The 17370-nt window shown below is 72.6% G+C and carries 15 protein-coding genes; 10 read left to right on the top strand and 5 right to left on the bottom strand.

Annotated features, from left to right (window positions below):
* Positions 1–6: 6 nt before the first annotated feature.
* A complete protein-coding gene (locus WMF22_RS10565; protein WP_438035655.1) occupies positions 7–1569 on the bottom strand; it encodes a serine/threonine-protein kinase in 1563 nt (520 codons plus the stop codon).
* 194 nt (positions 1570–1763) lie between these two features.
* Complete coding sequence (locus WMF22_RS10560) at positions 1764–2924, bottom strand: DUF1566 domain-containing protein (protein ID WP_438035654.1); 1161 nt, start codon at positions 2922–2924, stop codon at positions 1764–1766.
* A gap of 333 nt (positions 2925–3257) precedes the next feature.
* Between WMF22_RS10560 and WMF22_RS10555 the strand changes: the two genes are divergently transcribed.
* From WMF22_RS10555 to WMF22_RS10545, 3 genes are read left to right on the top strand one after another with little or no spacing between them, the layout of a single operon-like run.
* The gene (locus tag WMF22_RS10555) at positions 3258–5699 is read left to right on the top strand and encodes a hypothetical protein (RefSeq protein WP_438035653.1); all 2442 of its coding nucleotides are present in this window, start codon (positions 3258–3260) and stop codon (positions 5697–5699) included.
* Complete coding sequence (locus tag WMF22_RS10550; RefSeq protein ID WP_438035652.1) at positions 5696–6271, top strand: hypothetical protein; 576 nt, start codon at positions 5696–5698, stop codon at positions 6269–6271. The genes WMF22_RS10555 and WMF22_RS10550 overlap by 4 nt, the downstream gene beginning before the upstream one ends.
* Positions 6268–7200, top strand: a complete 933-nt coding sequence (locus tag WMF22_RS10545; RefSeq protein WP_438035651.1) for an HTTM domain-containing protein — start codon at positions 6268–6270, stop codon at positions 7198–7200. The genes WMF22_RS10550 and WMF22_RS10545 overlap by 4 nt, the downstream gene beginning before the upstream one ends.
* Before the next feature lie 25 nt (positions 7201–7225).
* Here the strand turns inward: WMF22_RS10545 and WMF22_RS10540 are convergent, their stop codons facing one another.
* Positions 7226–7582, bottom strand: a complete 357-nt coding sequence (locus WMF22_RS10540; protein ID WP_438035650.1) for a hypothetical protein — start codon at positions 7580–7582, stop codon at positions 7226–7228.
* 235 nt (positions 7583–7817) lie between these two features.
* On the opposite strand from WMF22_RS10540, the gene WMF22_RS10535 reads away from it, so the two are divergent.
* Both WMF22_RS10535 and WMF22_RS10530 read left to right on the top strand, forming a co-directional pair.
* On the top strand, positions 7818–8183 hold the full coding sequence (locus WMF22_RS10535) for a hypothetical protein (protein ID WP_438035649.1): 366 nt from the start codon (positions 7818–7820) through the stop codon (positions 8181–8183).
* A gap of 128 nt (positions 8184–8311) precedes the next feature.
* Positions 8312–8725 (top strand): hypothetical protein, encoded by a 414-nt coding sequence (locus WMF22_RS10530; RefSeq protein WP_438035648.1) that lies wholly within the window; start codon positions 8312–8314, stop codon positions 8723–8725.
* Positions 8726–8839: 114 nt separating this feature from the next.
* Here the strand turns inward: WMF22_RS10530 and fbaA are convergent, their stop codons facing one another.
* Positions 8840–9913 carry a class II fructose-bisphosphate aldolase gene (gene fbaA / locus WMF22_RS10525; protein ID WP_437298978.1) on the bottom strand — a complete coding sequence of 358 codons (1074 nt, stop codon included), beginning with the start codon at positions 9911–9913 and terminating at the stop codon, positions 8840–8842.
* A 211-nt stretch (positions 9914–10124) separates the two neighbouring features.
* Here fbaA and WMF22_RS10520 point away from each other — a divergent pair, with 211 nt between their 5' ends.
* Positions 10125–10535: a nuclease A inhibitor family protein gene (locus WMF22_RS10520; RefSeq protein WP_438035647.1), complete on the top strand. Its 411-nt coding sequence runs from the start codon at positions 10125–10127 to the stop codon at positions 10533–10535.
* 9 nt (positions 10536–10544) lie between these two features.
* Here WMF22_RS10520 and WMF22_RS10515 read toward each other — a convergent pair whose 3' ends face one another.
* Entirely contained in the window at positions 10545–11522 is a 978-nt protein-coding gene (locus tag WMF22_RS10515) for a DNA/RNA non-specific endonuclease (RefSeq protein WP_438035646.1), read from the bottom strand.
* 172 nt (positions 11523–11694) lie between these two features.
* Between WMF22_RS10515 and WMF22_RS10510 the strand changes: the two genes are divergently transcribed.
* The 4 genes from WMF22_RS10510 to WMF22_RS10495 all read left to right on the top strand — a co-directional run bounded on the left by WMF22_RS10510 (position 11695) and on the right by WMF22_RS10495 (position 17178).
* Positions 11695–14193, top strand: coding sequence for a TonB-dependent receptor plug domain-containing protein (locus WMF22_RS10510; protein ID WP_438035645.1), 2499 nt, complete (start codon positions 11695–11697; stop codon positions 14191–14193).
* Between the two features lie 613 nt (positions 14194–14806).
* On the top strand, positions 14807–15808 hold the full coding sequence (locus WMF22_RS10505) for an alpha/beta hydrolase (RefSeq protein ID WP_438035644.1): 1002 nt from the start codon (positions 14807–14809) through the stop codon (positions 15806–15808).
* 134 nt (positions 15809–15942) lie between these two features.
* Positions 15943–16239: a DUF2288 domain-containing protein gene (locus WMF22_RS10500; protein ID WP_438035643.1), complete on the top strand. Its 297-nt coding sequence runs from the start codon at positions 15943–15945 to the stop codon at positions 16237–16239.
* A gap of 36 nt (positions 16240–16275) precedes the next feature.
* Positions 16276–17178, top strand: a complete 903-nt coding sequence (locus WMF22_RS10495) for a WGR domain-containing protein (RefSeq protein WP_438035642.1) — start codon at positions 16276–16278, stop codon at positions 17176–17178.
* Positions 17179–17370: the final 192 nt, after the last annotated feature.

Here is a 17370-nt window from a genome sequence, read left to right as displayed (position 1 = left end):
ATCAGATCACCAGAGGGTGGGCCGCTCGGTCGTGGAGCCCGGCGCCCGCGGCCGCGCAGAGGGCGCGGGCGCAGCGCCGGGCGCGGCCTTCGCGCTCGAAGGCGCGGGCCCTTGCTGCGAGGCCGCGCTCGCGGCGGCCGCCGCCGTGCTGCTCACGGGCGGCGCAGGGGCCGCCGCCCCGGCAGGCGCCGCCTCCTCAACGCGCGGCGCCGCCTCGGACGGCACCTCCGCTTCGGCCGCTTCGGCAGGCGCGGCAGCGCCCCCGGGCGCGACGGCCGCCGGCGCCGCCGACGCGGGCGCCGCAGCGCTCCCGGACGAGCGACCGCGGACGAGCCACCATGCTCCGCCGCCAAGGACCACGAGCCCCACCGCCGCCCCGACGGCCATGGCCGCCGTCGCCTTCCGGCGCGGGGCCGGCGCGGCCCCGCTGGTCCCCGGCGCCTCGTGGGTGGGCGCGCGCAGCGTCGGCGTGGGCTCATGGACTGTCGTGATCAGCTCGATGACCGCAGGCGCGCTCTCCGGCGCGGCCGCGACGGGCGCGGCAGGCACCTCGATCGAGAGGGTCGCCATCGTGGACGAAGGGCCGGGGGGCGCCGCGGACGCCTGCTCCAGCGCCAGCGAAGGCACGCTCACCGTCGTCGCGTCCGGCGTCGACGCCGCGCGGGGCCGCGGCGGATGGGCGATCGTCGCGCCGGCGAACGCCGCGAAGGCGGCCGGAGACAGCGCCTCGCGCAGCGCCGCCGCGAGCTCGCCGATGCTCTGGAATCGCTCCTCGGGCCGCTTGCGCATGCAGCGCAGGATGACCTCCTCGACGGACCGCGGCAGGTCCGGCCGCAGCTCGGACGGCAGCGCCGGCTCTGCCTGCAGCACCAGCGCGACGACCTTGAGGACGGTCTCGGCGTCGAACGGCCTTCGGCCCGTCACGAGCTCGTACAGCACGACCCCCATCGCCCAGATGTCGGTCCGTGCGTCGGCCGACTTCGAGCATGCGACCTGCTCGGGCGCCATGTACATCGGCGACCCCAGCATGGCGCCCGTGGTGGTCAGTTCCACCTCGTCGACGCCCGTTTGCTTGGAGACCCCGAAGTCGAGGACCTTGATGCTCGGGCTGCCGTTCGGGCGGCGGATCAGGAAGAGATTGGCAGGCTTGAGGTCGCGATGCACGATCCCGGCCGCGTGCGCCTCGGCGATCGCATCGCAGGCCTGCAGCACGAACAGCGCGGCGTCCTCGACGGGCAGCGGCCCCTTCTCGCGGACGAGCTCGCGCAGGTCGCTGCCCTGGAGGTACTCCAGCACCATGTACGGCGCCCCCGCCTCGGTGCGGCCGACGTCGTGGACCCGGGCCACGTGGTCGCCCCGGAGGCGAGCCGCGGCGCGCGCCTCGCGCACGAATCGCTCGACCAGCTGGGGCTGCTCGGGCGTGGAAGGCAGGAGGAACTTGATGGCGAACAGCTCGCCCAGCTGGAGGTGGCGGGCCGCGACGACGAGGCCCATGCCGCCTTTCCCGAGCACGCGCTCGACCCTGTACTTGCCAAGGAGGACATCACCGGTCTTGACGAGAGTGTCCATCGAGCAGGCGCGGGTCGGGGAGGGCAGGCGTGGGACCCCGGGAGAGAGTCCCTGGCAGGGGACAGCATCCTCGCCCTGGCAGCAAGGGGTCAGCTCGACAAAAGGGCCAAGCGCAGGCGAGGTGGCCCGCAGCCTGCCGTCCGGCTGGATGTCCGAGGCCCCGCGCCCGGCGGACGGCGCTCGACGGGGCCGAGTCACGGGACGTCGTCAGGCTCGGCGTAAACACAGCGAACGAAGCCGGCGTCCGATGGCGGCCGGTTTCTGGTGTAACCGCCCCAGAAACTCACCATCCAGACGTCGCGCGGTGAGTCCCTGTTCGCGTAGGGATAGTCGTCCGACGACCAGTACTCTGCATTATTGCGGTACGGTTCTGGACCGCGGAACAACTCTGGGTCGATCACTGGATAGGCCCTGGCATGGTCCACGATCGTGTGCAGCTCTTGAAGACTGGGGAGCCTCCATGGCTTGCCCCAGGCGAGCATGAGCTTCTCACACTGCTCCGCCGCACCATCTCGGGTGAAGGTGCTCGTGCCGCCGTTACGCTGCCACGTCAGGCCCGTTGCCCTGTCTCTCACGACCTCCACGCCTTCCACGTCCAACTCGTAGTCGTGACAGGCTCCGCTCCTCGGTCCTGCCGTCCGAACGCAACGAACGCGATGCAACTCCTTTCCATCAGGACAATTCCCGTCCGCCCATGCTTGCTCCGAACACGTATCTTTCCCGCAGATCGCGACGTAGCCGTCATCGACGTGGACGCACCACGCTTCCGGAGATGTGCGTTCCTTAACGGGCGTCGACCAGAGAAAATCCTTATTGACCGTCCCTGTGAACAGCGGGATAGCCGGAGAGTCGCCTTCCGGGATAGTCGGAAAGTGGTCCGGGATAGCCGGAGAGTGGTCTTCATAATTCACGATCGAGACCAGCTCAATGCGTGACGGCAGCCGCCAGTCGTCATATCCCTCCAGCTCGGAATTCAGGCAGCGATTTTCTGCGTCCTCCCAGGTGAGCGCATCCGGTTCCGCGACGAGCGCCCATTGAAGCGACGTCTTCGGATCGAACACCGTGTAGTCCGTCTTTTTCGCCTCGTCGCTCTCCCACCGAGCCACGTCGAGGCGCTTCGGGCGCCAATGCGCCCAGTTGGTGTCATCGCAGGCATGTGCGCCTCCGGCCCCTCCTGTTCCTCCCTCGTGGGCTCCGCCGGTACCGCCCGTCGAGCCTGTCGAGCTCGTGGACTCCCCTCCGCCCGTCGCTCCGACCTCGCGAGACACGCCCGCATCGATCCCGAGGACCCCATTGCACCCGAGGCACGCGCCCATCAAGAAAGCCGCTCCACCCGCCCTGATGGCGAGCTTCATTGCTGTCCCCGTACCCGCACGAGCGGGCTTTCCCTTTGAAGCCATTTCCGTGTCCCTCTGCGCACGCGTTGACGACTCCGGCGCAATCGACTCATCCTGATCGTATCATCCCCCGCCGCAAGGGACGCTCCGTCCGAGCGGCGAACCGGTCGATGCTGGCCCGGAACCGCTCCAGCGTCGCCCCGAACCGCTCCAGCGTCGCCCTTCTCCGCTCCGCGGTGCCCCCAGGCGCCACGGCCCCCCGGTACCCCCCGGCACTCTCCGGCGTGGGGCCCCGATCGCCTCGAACCCCGGGAGTCCTCGGCCGCCCATCGTGTTAAGCGTCGCCGCACCATGCAGGCGCCCGACACCGATCCCCCCCCGCCCTCGGAGCCGCTCCAGGACAGCGCCCTCCCGGCCGAATCCCCCACGCTCGCCAGCCGCGGCGCCGCCTCCGCGCGCCCGCCCGCGCGCCGCTGGGCCGTCGGGCTGCTCAGCGCCCTCCACGCCCCCGTCTTCGCCTGGGCCGCGCTCTCCCTCCCCTTCCGGCCGTGGACGCTCTTCGCCGTGGTCACCGCCGCGCTCGCGCTGCTCCACGCCGCGACCGCCGTCCTCTCGCTCCTCCCCCACCCGCTCGCGCCGCGCGCCTTCCGCGCGACGTCGTTCTGCTCGCTCGGCTACCTCGCCTTCCTGAGCTTCGAGCTGCTCTCCTCCGCCGTCTACGTCGCCTCGCTGAACCGCGGCCTCGGCACCGGCATCGCGGCGGCGCTGCTCGCGGTCTGGGCGGTCGTCGCGCTGCTCACGCTGCCGTTCGCGTGCTGGGGCGTCGCCTCGACCGGCGGCCTCCGCCTGCTCCGCGCGAAGCGCCGGCCCTCGCCCGCGCTCTCCGCGCTCGCCGCGCTGGTCGTCCTGGCCGCCCTCTCGCTGCTCTTCCGCCACCGCGTCGCCAAGGCCGACGTCATGCCCGTGCCGGGCGGCGCGCCGTCGCGCACCGGGGCGGCGCTGCGCGAGGCGCTCTCTTCCTTCGACGCGCTCCCGCCGCCGCCGGGCAAGGCGCCCTCGCTCATGACCACGGCGCCGGCCGCGTGCGCCGCGCCCCCGGAGCCCGGCCGCCCCACCCTCGTCGTCACCCACCTCGCCCGCGGCCGCGACCCCGAGCGCGCCGCCGTCGCGACCCGCTGCGTGCAGCTCGGGCCGGGCGAGGACGCCGCGGCGGCGCTGCGCGGCCCGCTCGCCGACGCCCTGCGCGGCCCGCTCAAGATCGACGTCGTCTCGGCCGCGCAGCCGCTCGCCTCCCCCGGCCCGGGCCTCGACGGGCTGTCGCTGCGCCCCGGGCTCGACGGCCTCTGCCTCGCGGAGCGGTGCCTCATGCCGTGGCAGCTCATCGCGCTCGACGCGTTCAACACGAACGCGCCGCTGGCCGGCGTCCCCGACTTCCGCTTCGGCGTGGATCTCGCGGTCCTGCGCCGCGCCCTCGGCGAGCCCGAGCCGCCCGGCGGCCCCGCCGCCGGCGGCGCCGCGCTCCGGGACGGCCTCGTGCGGATCGAGACGCTCAGCTACGCCGTCGACGCCGACGGCGCGCTCCACCTCCTGTCGCGGATCGGAGAGCCGTCGGTCCCGCTCACCGAGGCGACCGCGCAGCAGGCGGCGGCCGCGGCCCAGCGCTACATCCTCGGGGCGCAGCGGAAGGACGGCATGTTCCGCTACATCGTCGACCCGTTCACCGGGCGCGCCTCGTTCGACGGGTTCTCGATCGCGCGGCAGGCCGGCACGACGCTCGCCCTGTGCGAGCTCGGGGTCGGCGCCGAGGGCGTGCCCACGTCGCCGGAGCTCGCGAAGGTGGTGCAGCGCTCGCTCGGGCTGCTCGCGAAGCTCGAGCGCAAGGCCGGCGAAGACAGCTCCGTCGGCGCGCTCTTCTACCCCAAGGACAGCCCCGGGACGATCGCGGGCCTCAACCCCACGGCGCTGAGCCTTGTCACGTTCCTCTCGTGCCGCGACGCGCACGGCGCGCACGACGCGCTCATCGGGCGGCTCGCCCGGATGGTGCTCGCCACGCAGCGGGACGACGGCGGCTTCGCGCCGCAGCTCGACCTCGCGCGCGTCGCGCCCGTCCTCGGCCCGACGCAGCTCTACGAGGGAGGCCAGTCGGTGCTCGCGCTGACGCTGCTCGAGGCGCTCGCCGCCCGCGAGCCGAGCCCCGAGTACCCGCCCGCGGCCGCCGTGCGCGCCGCCGTCGATCGCGCCATGGACTACTACGCGAACCGCTACTGGGACCATTTCGCCAGTGATTTCGTGTACATGGAGGAGAACTGGCACTGCCTCGCGGCGCGGGCGGCGCTCGGGCACCACCGCCGCGACGACTACGAGCGGTTCTGCCTCGACTACGTGGCGTTCAAGTCGCGGCTCGTGCTCGACGAGGACAGCAAGGTGACGCCCGATCTCGTGGGCGGGTACGGGTTCGGCAACGTGCTGCCGCCGCACAACACGGCGACGGCGGGGTTCGGCGAGGCGCTGGCCGCGGCGATGGCGGTCAAGGAGGCGCGCGGCGAGGACCTCGCTTCCGATCAGGCGCTGATGCGGCGGGTGCTCGGGTTCCTCGTGCGGCAGCAGTGGTCGCCCGCGACCTGCTTCGCGTGCAGCCGCGACGTGATCATCGAGGGGGGCTTCAGCGAGAGCATGGCGTCTCCCCGGATCCGCATCGATTACGTGCAGCACGCCTGGGCCGCGCTCGGCCACGGGGGCCGGATGCTCGGGCTCGTGCCAGGGCGGAGCGCGCCGGCGGCGGGGCCTCTGTGAGCGCGGGCGGCGAGGGAGAGGCCGTCGCGAGCGCTGGCGCCGGCGGTGGACCGAGCCCGCAGGGCGGCGTTGTGGGCGCCGGGGCCGGCGGTGGATCGAGCCCGCGCGGGGCCGCTCGCTTCGGCGAGCGCCGGGCGTACGCGTACGGCGTGACCGCCGCGCTGCTGCTCCTCATGCTCGCCCCGCTGTTCCGCCGCCCTCCGGTGGACAGCTTTCCGCTGTCGACCTACCCGATGTTCTCGTGGGGCCGCCACGACGCGCGGACCGCCGTGGAGCGCGCCGTCGGCGTGGACTCCCGGGGCGGGCGGCGGCCGATCCCGCCGCGCCTCGTGGGCAGCGAGGAGGTGCTGCAGGCCAAGGCCACGCTGGCGCACAGCATCCGCCAGGGCGCCCGCGCGGCCCGCGCGCTCTGCCGCGGCATCGCGTCGCGCGTCGCGGCAGAGGACCGCTACGCGGATGTCGTCGCGGTCGAGATCCGGACCGACACCTTCGATGCCGTCGCGTTCTTCGAGGGCCAGGAGGCGCCGATCGACGCCAAGCTCCACGCGACGTGCAAGGTGGGCGCGCGATGAGGCGGCTCCTCGACCGGCTCGACCGGGCCTTCTTCGCCGAGGCGCCCGCCGAGCGGCTCGCGCTGCTGCGGCTGCTCGTGGGCGCCTTCGCCCTCGTGTACCTCTGCGCCCGCGCGGTGCACCTCCAGCGGGTGGGCCACCTACCTCCGGGGAGCTTCAAGCCGATCGGGGTGGTCTCGGTGCTGTCCTCGCCGCTGCCTCTCTGGGCGGTGCGCGGCCTCATCGGCGCGGCGATCGCGGCCGGGGCTGCCTTCGTCGCCGGCTACCGGTTCCGCGTCGCCGGTCCGCTCTTCGGCGCGCTCCTGCTCTGGGTCCTGACCTACAGGAACTCGTGGGGCATGGTGTTCCACACCGAGAACCTCCTCGTGCTCCACGTCATCGCGCTCGGCCTCGGAGCCGCGGCCGACGTGTACTCGCTCGACGCGCGCGCGGCGCGCCGCTCGGGCACCCACGCGCCGGCGCCGGACGGCCGCTACGGCTGGCCGATCCGGCTGTGCTGCGCGATCACGGTGACCTCGTACTTCATCGCGGGGGTCACGAAGCTCCGGAACAGCGGCCTCGACTGGGCATTCAGCGACATCCTCCGCAACTACGTCGCTTACGACAACCTCCGGAAGATCGCGCTCGGCGACACGCACTCCCCGCTCGGCGGCGCGCTGGTCCGCTACCGGCTCCTGTTCCCGCCGCTCGCGCTCGCCAGCCTGGCCATGGAGCTCGGCGCGCCGCTCGCCCTGTTCAGCCGGCGCGTCGCGGTCGTCTTCTGCGGCGCCGCCTGGCTCTTCCACCTCGGCGTGCTGCTCACGATGGCGATCCTGTTCCCGTACCCGCTGCTCGGCGTGGCGTTCGCGGGGTTCTTCGAGCTGGAGAAGCTGCGCGATCTGAGGCGCCCGCGCCGCGTGAACGCAGCCATCGGGGACGGGAGGTCGTGAAGGGCGCTCCCGGGCTCGCGCGCCGCTACGAGGGCTCGCTCGGCTCCTCGTCGAACGGCTCGCACACGAGATAGACCTTCTTCCCGCTCGGATGGATCGCGAGCGTCGCGTAACGCGGGCAGGCAAAGCACTCCCGCGCGTCCACCGTCGCCGCCCGCCGCGGGCAGCGCACCTTCCGTGGCTCGGTGCCGCCCCCCTCGATCTCGATCCACACCAGCTTGTCCGATTCTTCCAGATGACAGGCCATGGCGACCTCCTCCCGCGGCCATCTGCCGATGAAGGGCGTTTTGCAATCGCCGAGCCGGAAGATGTCGACCCGCGGCGCCGCCATGGCGAGCCGCCAGGACCGCACCGGATCGCGCCTGTTGCCGTCGATTCCCATGCTTCTTCACGGCTCCTCGCGTCATCGCTCGGCGGCGAGGCGGGCTGCTGCTCCTCACCCCGGGTTCCGGGGCGCACGCCCTGCGCCGAGAGGCGCGCGGAATGCATCCACCATGACACGAGCAACGGGCCCTCCCGCGCCGGCTGGCCCACGCCTCGGCACAGCGCATGGCGCGCCCCTTGCTGCGTCGTACGTGCTGCGGTGGGCGCCGCAGCGCTCTTCACAGGGGGTCGCGATGGCAGACTGGCTCGTCGTGCTGCTGGCGGCAGCTGGAGGCGTCGTGGCGTTGATCGTCGGGACGAGAAGCCTGCTCGCCCGGCGGCATTACCACACCTCGGAGGTCACCCTGGTCTGTCCACGGACCGGGGCTCCCGTGCGGTGTCGACTCGTCGTCGACGGCCGCTCCGAGGAGCCCGTCGAGGTCGCACACTGCTCGCTTCTCCCCGGCGGGCCGCCCGCGTGCGAGCAGGACTGTGTGAAGCTCCTGAACCTGGGCATCCGGCTCGCGCCCGTCGAGCCGGTGCGTCCACCACGAACGCACGAGCGCCCTGACGCGGGCGAGCCCGGCGCCGGCGAGGAGCCCGGCTCGCCCTCGCCCTGATGGGACCGGGGGCTCGTGAAGCGCAAGGCGTGCGCCGCCCCGCACTCCCTGCATCACGCAGCGCGCCGGCCCGGCCCGCCGCCGCCCGGGAGCCGTGATGGCACATCGCGTGCTGTCATCGCGGAAGCATGGCTTTCCAGACACCGAAGATGACGACCCGCTCCTCGGCCAACCTGCCGATCGCGATGGTCCTCCTGGGGACTGGCTCCCTGCTGTGGATCCGCGCCGCGCTGCGCACGCCAGGCGCGCTGGACATGACCCCCAGCGTCGACGGCTGTCTCACGGTGGGGATCGTCGGCGTGCTGCTCGCGTTGCTTCACGGCGTCACGTACCCGACAGCGCTCCTGTCGGTCGCGGCCCCGATCGCCCTCGTGCAGTTCCTCGCTACCGGGAGCTCGGGCGCCGCTTTCCTGCCCGTGCTGGGGATCGAGCTCACCGCGCTCGGCCTCTTCGGCCTGCCGCTCTCCCGGCTGCCCCGCCGCCGCCCTGCGGTGACGGCGCCGGCCCGCTCGCTGAGCGCGGCGCACCCGTCGCCCTCGTGAACAGCCAGCCGCTTGCGGGTCGATCGACGCGCCGCGGTCGCGGTGTCGCGGCGGCGCGGGTGGACAGGCGTCGCTCCGGCCCCGCGCGCGCGGGGCCGTCGCTCTCGCCGCGGATCAGAACTCGAACTTGTCGAACGAGTTCAGGTCCTTGCACGCGTCCACGAGGCGCGCCGCCACGCTCTTCTCACCGAGGTGGAGCCAGCCGCGCGGGTCGATGTACTTCTTGTTGGGCTTGTCCTCGCCCTCGGGGTTGCCGAGCTGCGACTTCAGGTAGGCGCCCTTGTCGTCCATGTACTTCTTGATGGGCTGCGTGAAGGCCCACTGCGTGTCCGTGTCGATGTTCATCTTGATGACGCCGTAGGACACCGCCTCGCGGATCTCCTCGCGCGACGAGCCGGAGCCGCCGTGGAACACGAAGTCGACAGGCTTCGGGCCCGTCTTGCGCTCCTTCTGGATCGCGTCCTGGGAGTTCTTCAGGATGGGCGGCCGGAGCTGCACGTTGCCCGGCTTGTAGACGCCGTGCGTGTTGCCGAACGACGCGGCGATCGTGAAGTTGCCGATCGGCTTCAGCGCGTCGTACGCGGCGAGCACCTCCGCGGGCTGGGTGTACAGCTTGGAGTTGTCGATGCCACTGTTGTCGACGCCGTCCTCCTCGCCGCCCGTGACGCCGAGCTCGATCTCGAGCGTCATCTTGAGCGCCGCCATCTGCCGCAGGTACTTCTGGCAGATCTCGAGGTTCTCGTGGAGCGGCTCCTCGGACAGATCGAGCATGTGAGAGGAGAACAGGGGCTCTCCGTTCTTCTCGAAGAACTTCTTGCCGTGCTCCAGCAGGCCGTCGATCCACGGCAGGAGCTTCTTCGCGGCGTGATCGGTGTGCAGGATGACCGGCACGCCGTAGGCCTCGGCCAGGTTCCGCACGTAGTGCGCGCCCGCGACGGCGCCCGCGATGGCGGCCTTCTCACCCTTGTTGTCCAGGAACTTGCCGCCGAAGAAGTGGGCGCCGCCGTTCGAGAACTGGATGATGATGGGGCACTTGGCCTCTCGGGCCGCCTGGAGCGCGGCGGTCGTGCTGTGCGAGCCGATCACGTTCACGGCCGGCAGCGCACACTCGACGCTCTTCATGTACTCGAACAGCTCCTGAAGAGCGGAGCCAGTGATCACGCCGGGCTTGAGCTTCATCTTGGACATGGCACCTTGAATCCTTGTTCCTTGCTCGGGTCTCGCCCGAGCATGCAACGCGGCGAAGGAAAGCGGAAGGGTGGATCGGAGCCGCAGGGCGGGCGCGGTCCGGGTACCATCGCCAAAGCCCAGGGAGCAAGCGGATTCTCCGCTGGCTTCACGGCGGAATGATCACCCCACGGCGAGCTCGCCCTCGCCGAGCAGCCGCCCGGAGATCCGCATGCAGGCCTCATCCATGTCGCCCGAAGAGCTCCTCGCCTCCCTCGCGGAGGCCGCGCAGGGCCTGCTGTTCCCCAGCGAGTCCGATCACGAGCTGCGCCCGTTCCGGTCGCGCGGGGACGCGTCCTCGCCGGCCGCGCTGCTGGCGGCCGAGGGCCTCGGCGCGGCGACGCCGGTCGAGGTCACGACGGCGAGCGACCTCTTCGCGCCCGTGATCGACGTGCCCGGGGACGGCGGCGACGCGGCGCTGGCCGAGGCGGGGCGGTACCGGCGGCTCGTGGACCTGCTGGAGCGCCAGCTGACCGACGTCCGGGTCTACCGCGTCGGGCGCGTCGCGATCGATGTCTACGTCGTCGGCCGCCACCCGTCGGGCGCGTGGCTCGGCCTCGTGACGAAGGTCGTCGAGACCTGAGCGCGCCGCTCAGCGACCGCCGGCGGGCCCGTCGTCGACGCGCGCCTCGAGCGTCCGCTGCGTGGCCTCGGGGAGGGCGGTCATGAGGTCGTAGCCCGCGCGCCGCTCGATCTCGTCCACCGTCGTCCGGTACTGCCCCCAGCCCCGATCGAGGATGCCCGTCTCGTTCGGCATCACCACCGCGATGACCCGCGTCGCCGGGCCGATGTCGCCGGGCCCCTGCCCCGGCTCGAGGACCACGGCGACCTTGAAGAACGCGTCCGGCACGGCGACGTCCTTGCCGATGGTGGCGGCCCGGCGCTCGCGCTCGTCGAAGAGGCCGCCGGCGATCAGGAACAGCACCCGCCGCTCCTTCTGCGCGAGCTCCTGGCACGCCTCCTCGAGCCTCAGCCACGGACCGGCGTTGAGCTCGTGCCGCTGCGGCAGGATGTTCGTGAGGAGGAACGTCGCCTTGTTGTCGTCGGGGTTCCGCGTCCGCTCCTCGGAGCGGACCATGTGGCCTCGATCGAAGCCCGAGCCGGTGTAGTCGTCGTGCTGCACGCGGTACCAGCCGTCCGGCAGCGCGCTGTCGGACAGGAATTTGCCCCGATGGCGGGGCGCGTCGCCGAACGACGCGGCGTCGAGCCTCCAGCCGACCCAGTTCGCCACGTTCCTGGAGCGGTTGTACGAGAGGGCGTACTGGGGCTTGATCATCAGGTGATCGTCGGACGCGTCGGCCCGCGCGGCGCGCGCTCCCGTGCGGGCCGGGACGCCGAGCTCGAGATGCGGGCTCGGCGCGGGCGGGCGCGAGGAGGGCGCGCCGCTCGTCGGAGATCCCTTCGGTGGAGCGCCCTTCGGCGGCGAGGCGCTGCCGGATCGGCCGGGCGTCGGCGATGGCCTGGAGGGGCGGTCGCCGCCGAGGTCGAGGCCGAGCTCCTCGAGCCCCCGCTCGAGGCCGCACTTGACCCCCACCGCGCTGAGCCCGGTCACGAGGAGCGCGACGAGCACGCGCGAACCCGAGGACTTCTGTTGTCGCTTCCTGGTCGAGCCCACGTCGGCGCTGCCAGCTATCTACGGCAGGGACGGCGCGGTCGTCCAGCGCGACCTCGGCGAGGCGCGTAGCGCTCGGCCCGAAAGGGGCGCCGGTACGTTTTGCTTGAGCGTGCCGCCGCGACTCTCCATGGTTTCCGGAGCGCCGATGGAGGAGCCGGAGCACAGCGATCTGCGACGCCGGAGGACGCGCGGCCCCGCGGCCGTCGCGGTGGCCGCGGCGACCGGCGCCCTCGTGGCCTTCACCGACGGCGAGGCCACGGCGGTTCCCGCGCAGGAGCCGGCCCCTGCGGCGCCCGCGGCGGCCACGCAGGGCGCGCGGGTCACGATGCCGTCGCCGCTCGGCCCCACCGAGCCGCCTTACCCGCCCGGCGGCGTAGGCGACGCGACCGTGGTCGCCCGCATCACGGTGTACGCGGACGGTACCGTGGGCGCGGTCGAGGTGGAGGGCGAGGAGCCGTTCGCGAGCGCGGCCGCGCGCGCGGCGCCGTCGTGGCGGTTCGAGCCCGCCCGGCGCGACGGGCGGCCCATCGGCGCGCGCATCCTGTTCCCCGTGAGGTTCCGCGATCCTCGCGCCGCGGCGCCGGCCGCGCCGAGCGCGCCTCCTGCGGCGCCCGCGGGGCCCGCTCTGCCCCGCGGGAGCGTCGCGGCGGCGCCGCCCTCGCCGCCGGCCGCCGCGCAGACCATCGACGTGGTGGTGGTGGGCGAACGCGCGGCGCCGATGACGACCTCGATGACGCGCGAGGAGGTTCGCCAGGTGCCCGGCGCGTTCGGCGATCCTTTCCGCGCGATCGAGGCGATGCCCGGCGTGACGCCCATCGCGTCCGGCGTGCCGTACTTCTTCGTGCGCGGCGCGCCGCCGGGCAACGTCGGCTACTTCATCGACGGCGTGCGCGTCCCGCTGCTCTATCACGTGGCGCTCGGCCCCAGCGTGATCCACCCGGCGCTCGTCGAGCGGGTCGATCTCTACCCCGGCGGCTTCCCGGCGCGCTTCGGGCGCTACACCGGCGGCGTCATCGCCGGCGAGACCCGGGAGCCGGCGCGCCTGCTCCACGGCGAGGCCAACCTCCGGCTCTTCGACGCGGGCGCCCTTGTCGAGGCGCCCTGGGCCGGCGGCCGCGGGACCGCGCTCGTCGGCGGGCGCTACGCGTACCCGGGCGCGCTGCTCGCCCTCTTCTCGCCCGGCGTCGAGCTCGGCTACTGGGACTACCAGGCGCGCGTCACCTACGACGCCTCGCCGTACGACCGGGTCGGCCTCTTCGCCTTCGGGTCGCACGACTACCTCGCCCAGATCGAGGACGACGGCGACACGGACGTGGTGCTCGCCGGCGACTTCCACCGGCTCGACCTCCGCTACGACAGGTTCTTCGCGCGCGGCGGCCGCCTCCGGCACGCGATCACGCTCGGCCACGAGGAGAGCGAGAACCAGGACGGGGAGCGGGCCGGACGCGCCCGCCTCGTCGGCGCGCGCGTGGAGCTGTCCGCGCCGGTCTCCGAGCGGCTGACGGTGCGCGCCGGCGCCGACGCGCAGCTGGAGCGGTTCGACATCGACATCCGCGAGAACGACGGCGACTTCCCGACCCGGAACGACAGGGCGCTCGCGCGCCTCTTCACGAGCCGGGAGGACCTCGCCGCGGGGCTCTGGGCCGACGTCGTCTTCCGCGCCGCGCCCGGGTTCGAGGTGGTCCCCGGCCTGCGCGGCGACCTCTTCGCGTCCGGCGGCGCGACGAGGGCCACGGTGGATCCGCGGCTCGCGACGCGGCTGCAGGCGACCCCGCGCGTCGCCCTGCTGAGCGCCTTCGGCGTGACCCACCAGCCGCCGAGCTTCCTCGGCGCGGTGCCCGGCATGCAGGTGGGCGGCCTGCGCGGCGGCGTGCAGACGGGGCTGCTGGCGAGCGCCGGCGTCGAGCTCCGCCTCCCCGGGGAGATCAAGGCCACGATCACCGGCTTCCGGAGCGGCTTCTTCGGCCTGAGCGACGCCCTCGGCAACCGGCCTCCCGGCACCGACGCCGGCCTCGCGCAGCGGGCCGAGCTGCGCGGGGCCGGCAGCGCCCATGGGCTGGAGATCCACGCGCACCGCAGCCTGTCGAAGCGCATCGGAGGGTTCGTGTCTTACACCCTCTCCCGCTCGGTCCGCCATGTCGGCCGGGAGAGCTTCGACTCGGCGTTCGACCGCCGCCATGTGCTCAACATGGCGGCCGCGGTCGACGTGGGCCGCGGCTGGAAGCTCGGGGGCAGGGCGGTGTTCTACAGCGGCATTCCCATGACGGTCGATTACGACCTCTGGGACAACGACGGCGTCGACGGGCAGCGCCCGGATGGCAACGACGACCGCCCCGACACGGAGCAGGACATCCGGCGCCGCGAGCAGCTGCGCGAGCGGATCGCCCAGGTGGTCCGCCGGCTGAGCCTGCCGGAGCGGCTTCCGGCGTTCTTCCGGCTGGACCTGCGGCTCGAGAAGCGGTGGATCCTCCGCGAAGGACGGACCGTCTCGCTCACAATCGAGGTGCTCAACGCCACCGCTGGAAAAGAGACGCTGCAATACGAGTGCTCGCTCCTGCGCGGATGCGCGCCGGAGACGCTCGGACCCATCATCCTGCCGAGCATCGGCGTCGAAGCGACCTTCTGAGCGGCATTGACCTCACCGCGCCGCGAGCAGCGCTCGCGCTCACCAGCGGCGCCGCGGCTGCGCGCCCGCGCCGCGCCGAGGATCGCCGGGATCACCCGCGGGGGCGCGATCGCCCGTGCCCCCGCGAGCACGACACAGCGGAGCCACAAAAATCCCATATCGGTTCATCAAACGACGTCCGTGCCGCGATGGCGTCTCCTGGCCATGACGTCCGGCAAGAGCGGTAAAGCACGGGGAGATTTGTTCGCCAGCACAGAAGTCGTCGTGATGACGCTTTCCCTGGCACATGTGCCGGGACCGGCAGCCGGCGTCACCCCCGTGCAAGCCATTGCGGCATCACGCAAAGACTCGTGCAGCGGTCAGCTCCTCACGACGGGCCGCGAGGGCCCGGCGAGCCCGCGGTCGACGCGCTGTCGACCAAACAGCGCTCCGAAATGGCGGCGAACGGCGGCGCGGGCGGAGATCGTGCGCTATCCTGTTGACGTGGACGCTTTCTGGTCCAATGTTTGCGAACATGGCGTGGCGGCGCTGGAGCTGAGAGACCACGGGATATCGCACCGCGATAGACGTTGCCTCACCTCCAATCACCTGCCGTAACCATGAGGGTCAATTCATGAACTTTTATTATCGCGCACTCAGCACGGTACTCTTCTCGGCGACGCTCGCGGCCGCCACGCTCTCTTCGGGCGATGCCGAGGCGTCGTCGTCGAGGCAGCCCACCAAGGTCGAGCGCCTGGTGTTCCCGGTGACCCTCTCCGACGGCAACACGTACGACGTCGTCGGATACCTCTACTATCAGGGTCAGACCAAGTACCGCCCCCTTCAGGTGCTCGTGCACGGCCTGACCTACACGCACGAGTACTGGGATCTCCCGTCGTTCGGCGGACACGATTACTCCTATGCCCGGCACATGGCGAAGGAGGGATACGCCGTCCTGGCGCTCGACATGCTCGGCGCCGGAGAGAGCAGCCGGCCCGACGGCGACTTCCTCGACCTGGCAGACACCGCCGACAGCGTCCATCAGATCATCACCGAGATGCGCACGCCTGGCGGCGTCTACAAGACGCCTTTCACGCGCGTCGCGCTCGTCGGTCACTCGAACGGCGCCATCATCAACACGTTCGCTCAGAGCACCTACAATGACGCCGACGTCCTCGTGAACACCGGCCTCGCCTTCACGCCGCACCCGATCCCGGTCCCCCCGGAGGCGATCTCCGCGCTGCTGCAGACGCCCTATATCGCGATCCCGCCGGACATGCGCACCGCCATCTTCTACGACACCGCGAACGCGGCCCCGGCGCTCATCGATTTCGACAACGCCACCATCGCGGACACGTTCACGCGCGGGCAGTTCCTGAGCCTCCTCGCCGTCTCCGAGGACCCCACGCTCGCCGGCATCGACGAGGTGACGAGCCCGGTGTTCATCCAGTTCGGGGAGACGGACGCGCTGCAGCCGGCGGCGTACGCGGGCTCCGACGCGGCGCTCTATGCCGGCGCCGAGAGCGTCACGACCGCGATCGTCCCCGACACGGGCCATATCCTGAACGGCCATCGCAAGGCGCGGGTCGGCTGGGAGCAGATCGACTGCTGGGTCCACCACAACATGGGCTGGTAGGGCGCGATCGGGGCCTCGGGCAGCGCCGCCTGCCCGGATCGCCGCGGCCGCCAAGCCTGCGCGCCGCCGCCCTCCCTCGCCCGGGCGGCGGCGCGCAGGCTTGGCGGCCGCTGTCCGGAGCCTATGCTGCCCCCATGCGCGAACAGCTCGCCAAGACGCTCGGGGAGGTCTTCTGGACCGATCTCCGCACCCATACAGCGCGCGACGCGGTCATCGTCGTCGCCGCCGATCTCGACCTCCTGGACGTCGGCGAGGCCATGGCCGCGAACGACACGGCCGCGGTGGAGGCCTGGATCGCGGCCGGCAAGCTGAGCAAGCCGACGGCCGCCGATCTCGCGCGCTGGCCGCAGCAGCACGATCTGCGCTTCCTGTCGCTCGTCGTCGCGCCGTTCGTGCTGATCCGCCAGCCGCCCTCGCCGCCGCCCTCTTGAGGCGCGCCGCCAGCGCGACGTGATATCGTCGCCCGCATGCGCCGGTTCGAGTTCGTGCAGGGGACGAGCGCCAAGTTCTGGATGGCCGACGTGGACGACACGACCTTCATCGTCGTCTACGGGCGGCTCGGGACCGCCGGGCAACGCAAGGAGAAGGCGTTCCCCACGGCGGAGGCCGCGCAGCGCGAGTGCGACAAGAAGATCGCGGAGAAGCTCAGGGAGGGCTACCAGGAAGTGGCCGCCGCCGCCGGCGGCGCGCCCGCCGGCGGCGCCCCCGCGGCCACCCCCGGAGCGGCCGCGCCCCCGCAGCCGCCGAAGCTCGATCTGCCACCGCGCGTCCAGCCCGGCGAGGCCACCGAGGCGCGGCGCAAGGCGGCCGTCCAGGCGCTCGCCGCGGTCTCGGCCGCGCGCGGCCGGCGGAGCTGGGTGCTCGGGCGCGCCGTCCGACGCGCCCGCCGGGCGCTCGAGTCGCTCGGCGGGCTCGATCCCGCGACCGACGGGGCGCTGTCCGCCGCGCTGGACGCGCTCCTCGACCGCGTCGTCGCGCCGAGCGCGCGCGATCGCCTGCCGCTCGTGCGCGCGCTCGAGCTGCTCTCGGAGCTCGACGCCGCGGCGTTCGCGCGCGCGGTGCGCGACACATGGAAGGCCCCGCCGGCGACCTCTCCTGCCGCCGGAGCGCTCGCCCTGCTGAAGCGGCAGCTCGAGGAGCTCGACGATCCCGAGCTCGGCCTCCGGCTCGGCGCCCTGCTCGTCGATCGGCCACACCACGGCTCGATGAGCGCCGAGGCCGGGTGGGCGCGGCGCTGGAAGGCGCTCTCGCCGCACCTCGAGGCGCACCTCGCCCACCGCGGGCGCTCGCTGAAGGACCTCCTCGCGGGCATCGACGCGGGCGGCGACCCGCACGTCGCCGAGCGGGTCGCGCGGATGCGCGCGGCGTGAGCTGCTCGGCCTGAGCTGCGCTGGCCGACCTGCGCGTCCGGCGCGCGCCTCGAGGCAACGCTCCGGGCGCCGCGCGGCACCCCTGCATCGGCGAACACGCCCCACCCACAGGCGCACACCGCGGGGAAGCGACGACGCTTCCGTCATCGTCAGCTCGACTCTGGCTTGACCTGCACCGCGGGGCTCGCGATT

Source organism: Sorangium sp. So ce204 (genome assembly GCF_051526795.1).
Classification (GTDB): domain Bacteria; phylum Myxococcota_A; class Polyangia; order Polyangiales; family Polyangiaceae; genus Sorangium; species Sorangium cellulosum_B.
This window is presented reverse-complemented; position numbering and strand designations above follow the sequence as displayed.

What these genes read in the sequence shown, in the direction of transcription:
- WMF22_RS10565 (WP_438035655.1), bottom strand. Translation starts at nt 1,569, where the DNA reads ATGGACACTCTCGTCAAGACCGGTGATGTCCTCCTTGGCAAGTACAGG.
- WMF22_RS10560 (WP_438035654.1), bottom strand. Translation starts at nt 2,924, where the DNA reads ATGAAGCTCGCCATCAGGGCGGGTGGAGCGGCTTTCTTGATGGGCGCG.
- WMF22_RS10555 (WP_438035653.1), top strand. Translation starts at nt 3,258, where the DNA reads ATGCAGGCGCCCGACACCGATCCCCCCCCGCCCTCGGAGCCGCTCCAG.
- WMF22_RS10545 (WP_438035651.1), top strand. Translation starts at nt 6,268, where the DNA reads ATGAGGCGGCTCCTCGACCGGCTCGACCGGGCCTTCTTCGCCGAGGCG.
- WMF22_RS10540 (WP_438035650.1), bottom strand. Translation starts at nt 7,582, where the DNA reads ATGGGAATCGACGGCAACAGGCGCGATCCGGTGCGGTCCTGGCGGCTC.
- WMF22_RS10535 (WP_438035649.1), top strand. Translation starts at nt 7,818, where the DNA reads ATGGCAGACTGGCTCGTCGTGCTGCTGGCGGCAGCTGGAGGCGTCGTG.
- WMF22_RS10530 (WP_438035648.1), top strand. Translation starts at nt 8,312, where the DNA reads ATGGCTTTCCAGACACCGAAGATGACGACCCGCTCCTCGGCCAACCTG.
- fbaA (WP_437298978.1), bottom strand. Translation starts at nt 9,913, where the DNA reads ATGTCCAAGATGAAGCTCAAGCCCGGCGTGATCACTGGCTCCGCTCTT.
- WMF22_RS10520 (WP_438035647.1), top strand. Translation starts at nt 10,125, where the DNA reads ATGCAGGCCTCATCCATGTCGCCCGAAGAGCTCCTCGCCTCCCTCGCG.
- WMF22_RS10510 (WP_438035645.1), top strand. Translation starts at nt 11,695, where the DNA reads ATGGTTTCCGGAGCGCCGATGGAGGAGCCGGAGCACAGCGATCTGCGA.
- WMF22_RS10505 (WP_438035644.1), top strand. Translation starts at nt 14,807, where the DNA reads ATGAACTTTTATTATCGCGCACTCAGCACGGTACTCTTCTCGGCGACG.
- WMF22_RS10500 (WP_438035643.1), top strand. Translation starts at nt 15,943, where the DNA reads ATGCGCGAACAGCTCGCCAAGACGCTCGGGGAGGTCTTCTGGACCGAT.
- WMF22_RS10495 (WP_438035642.1), top strand. Translation starts at nt 16,276, where the DNA reads ATGCGCCGGTTCGAGTTCGTGCAGGGGACGAGCGCCAAGTTCTGGATG.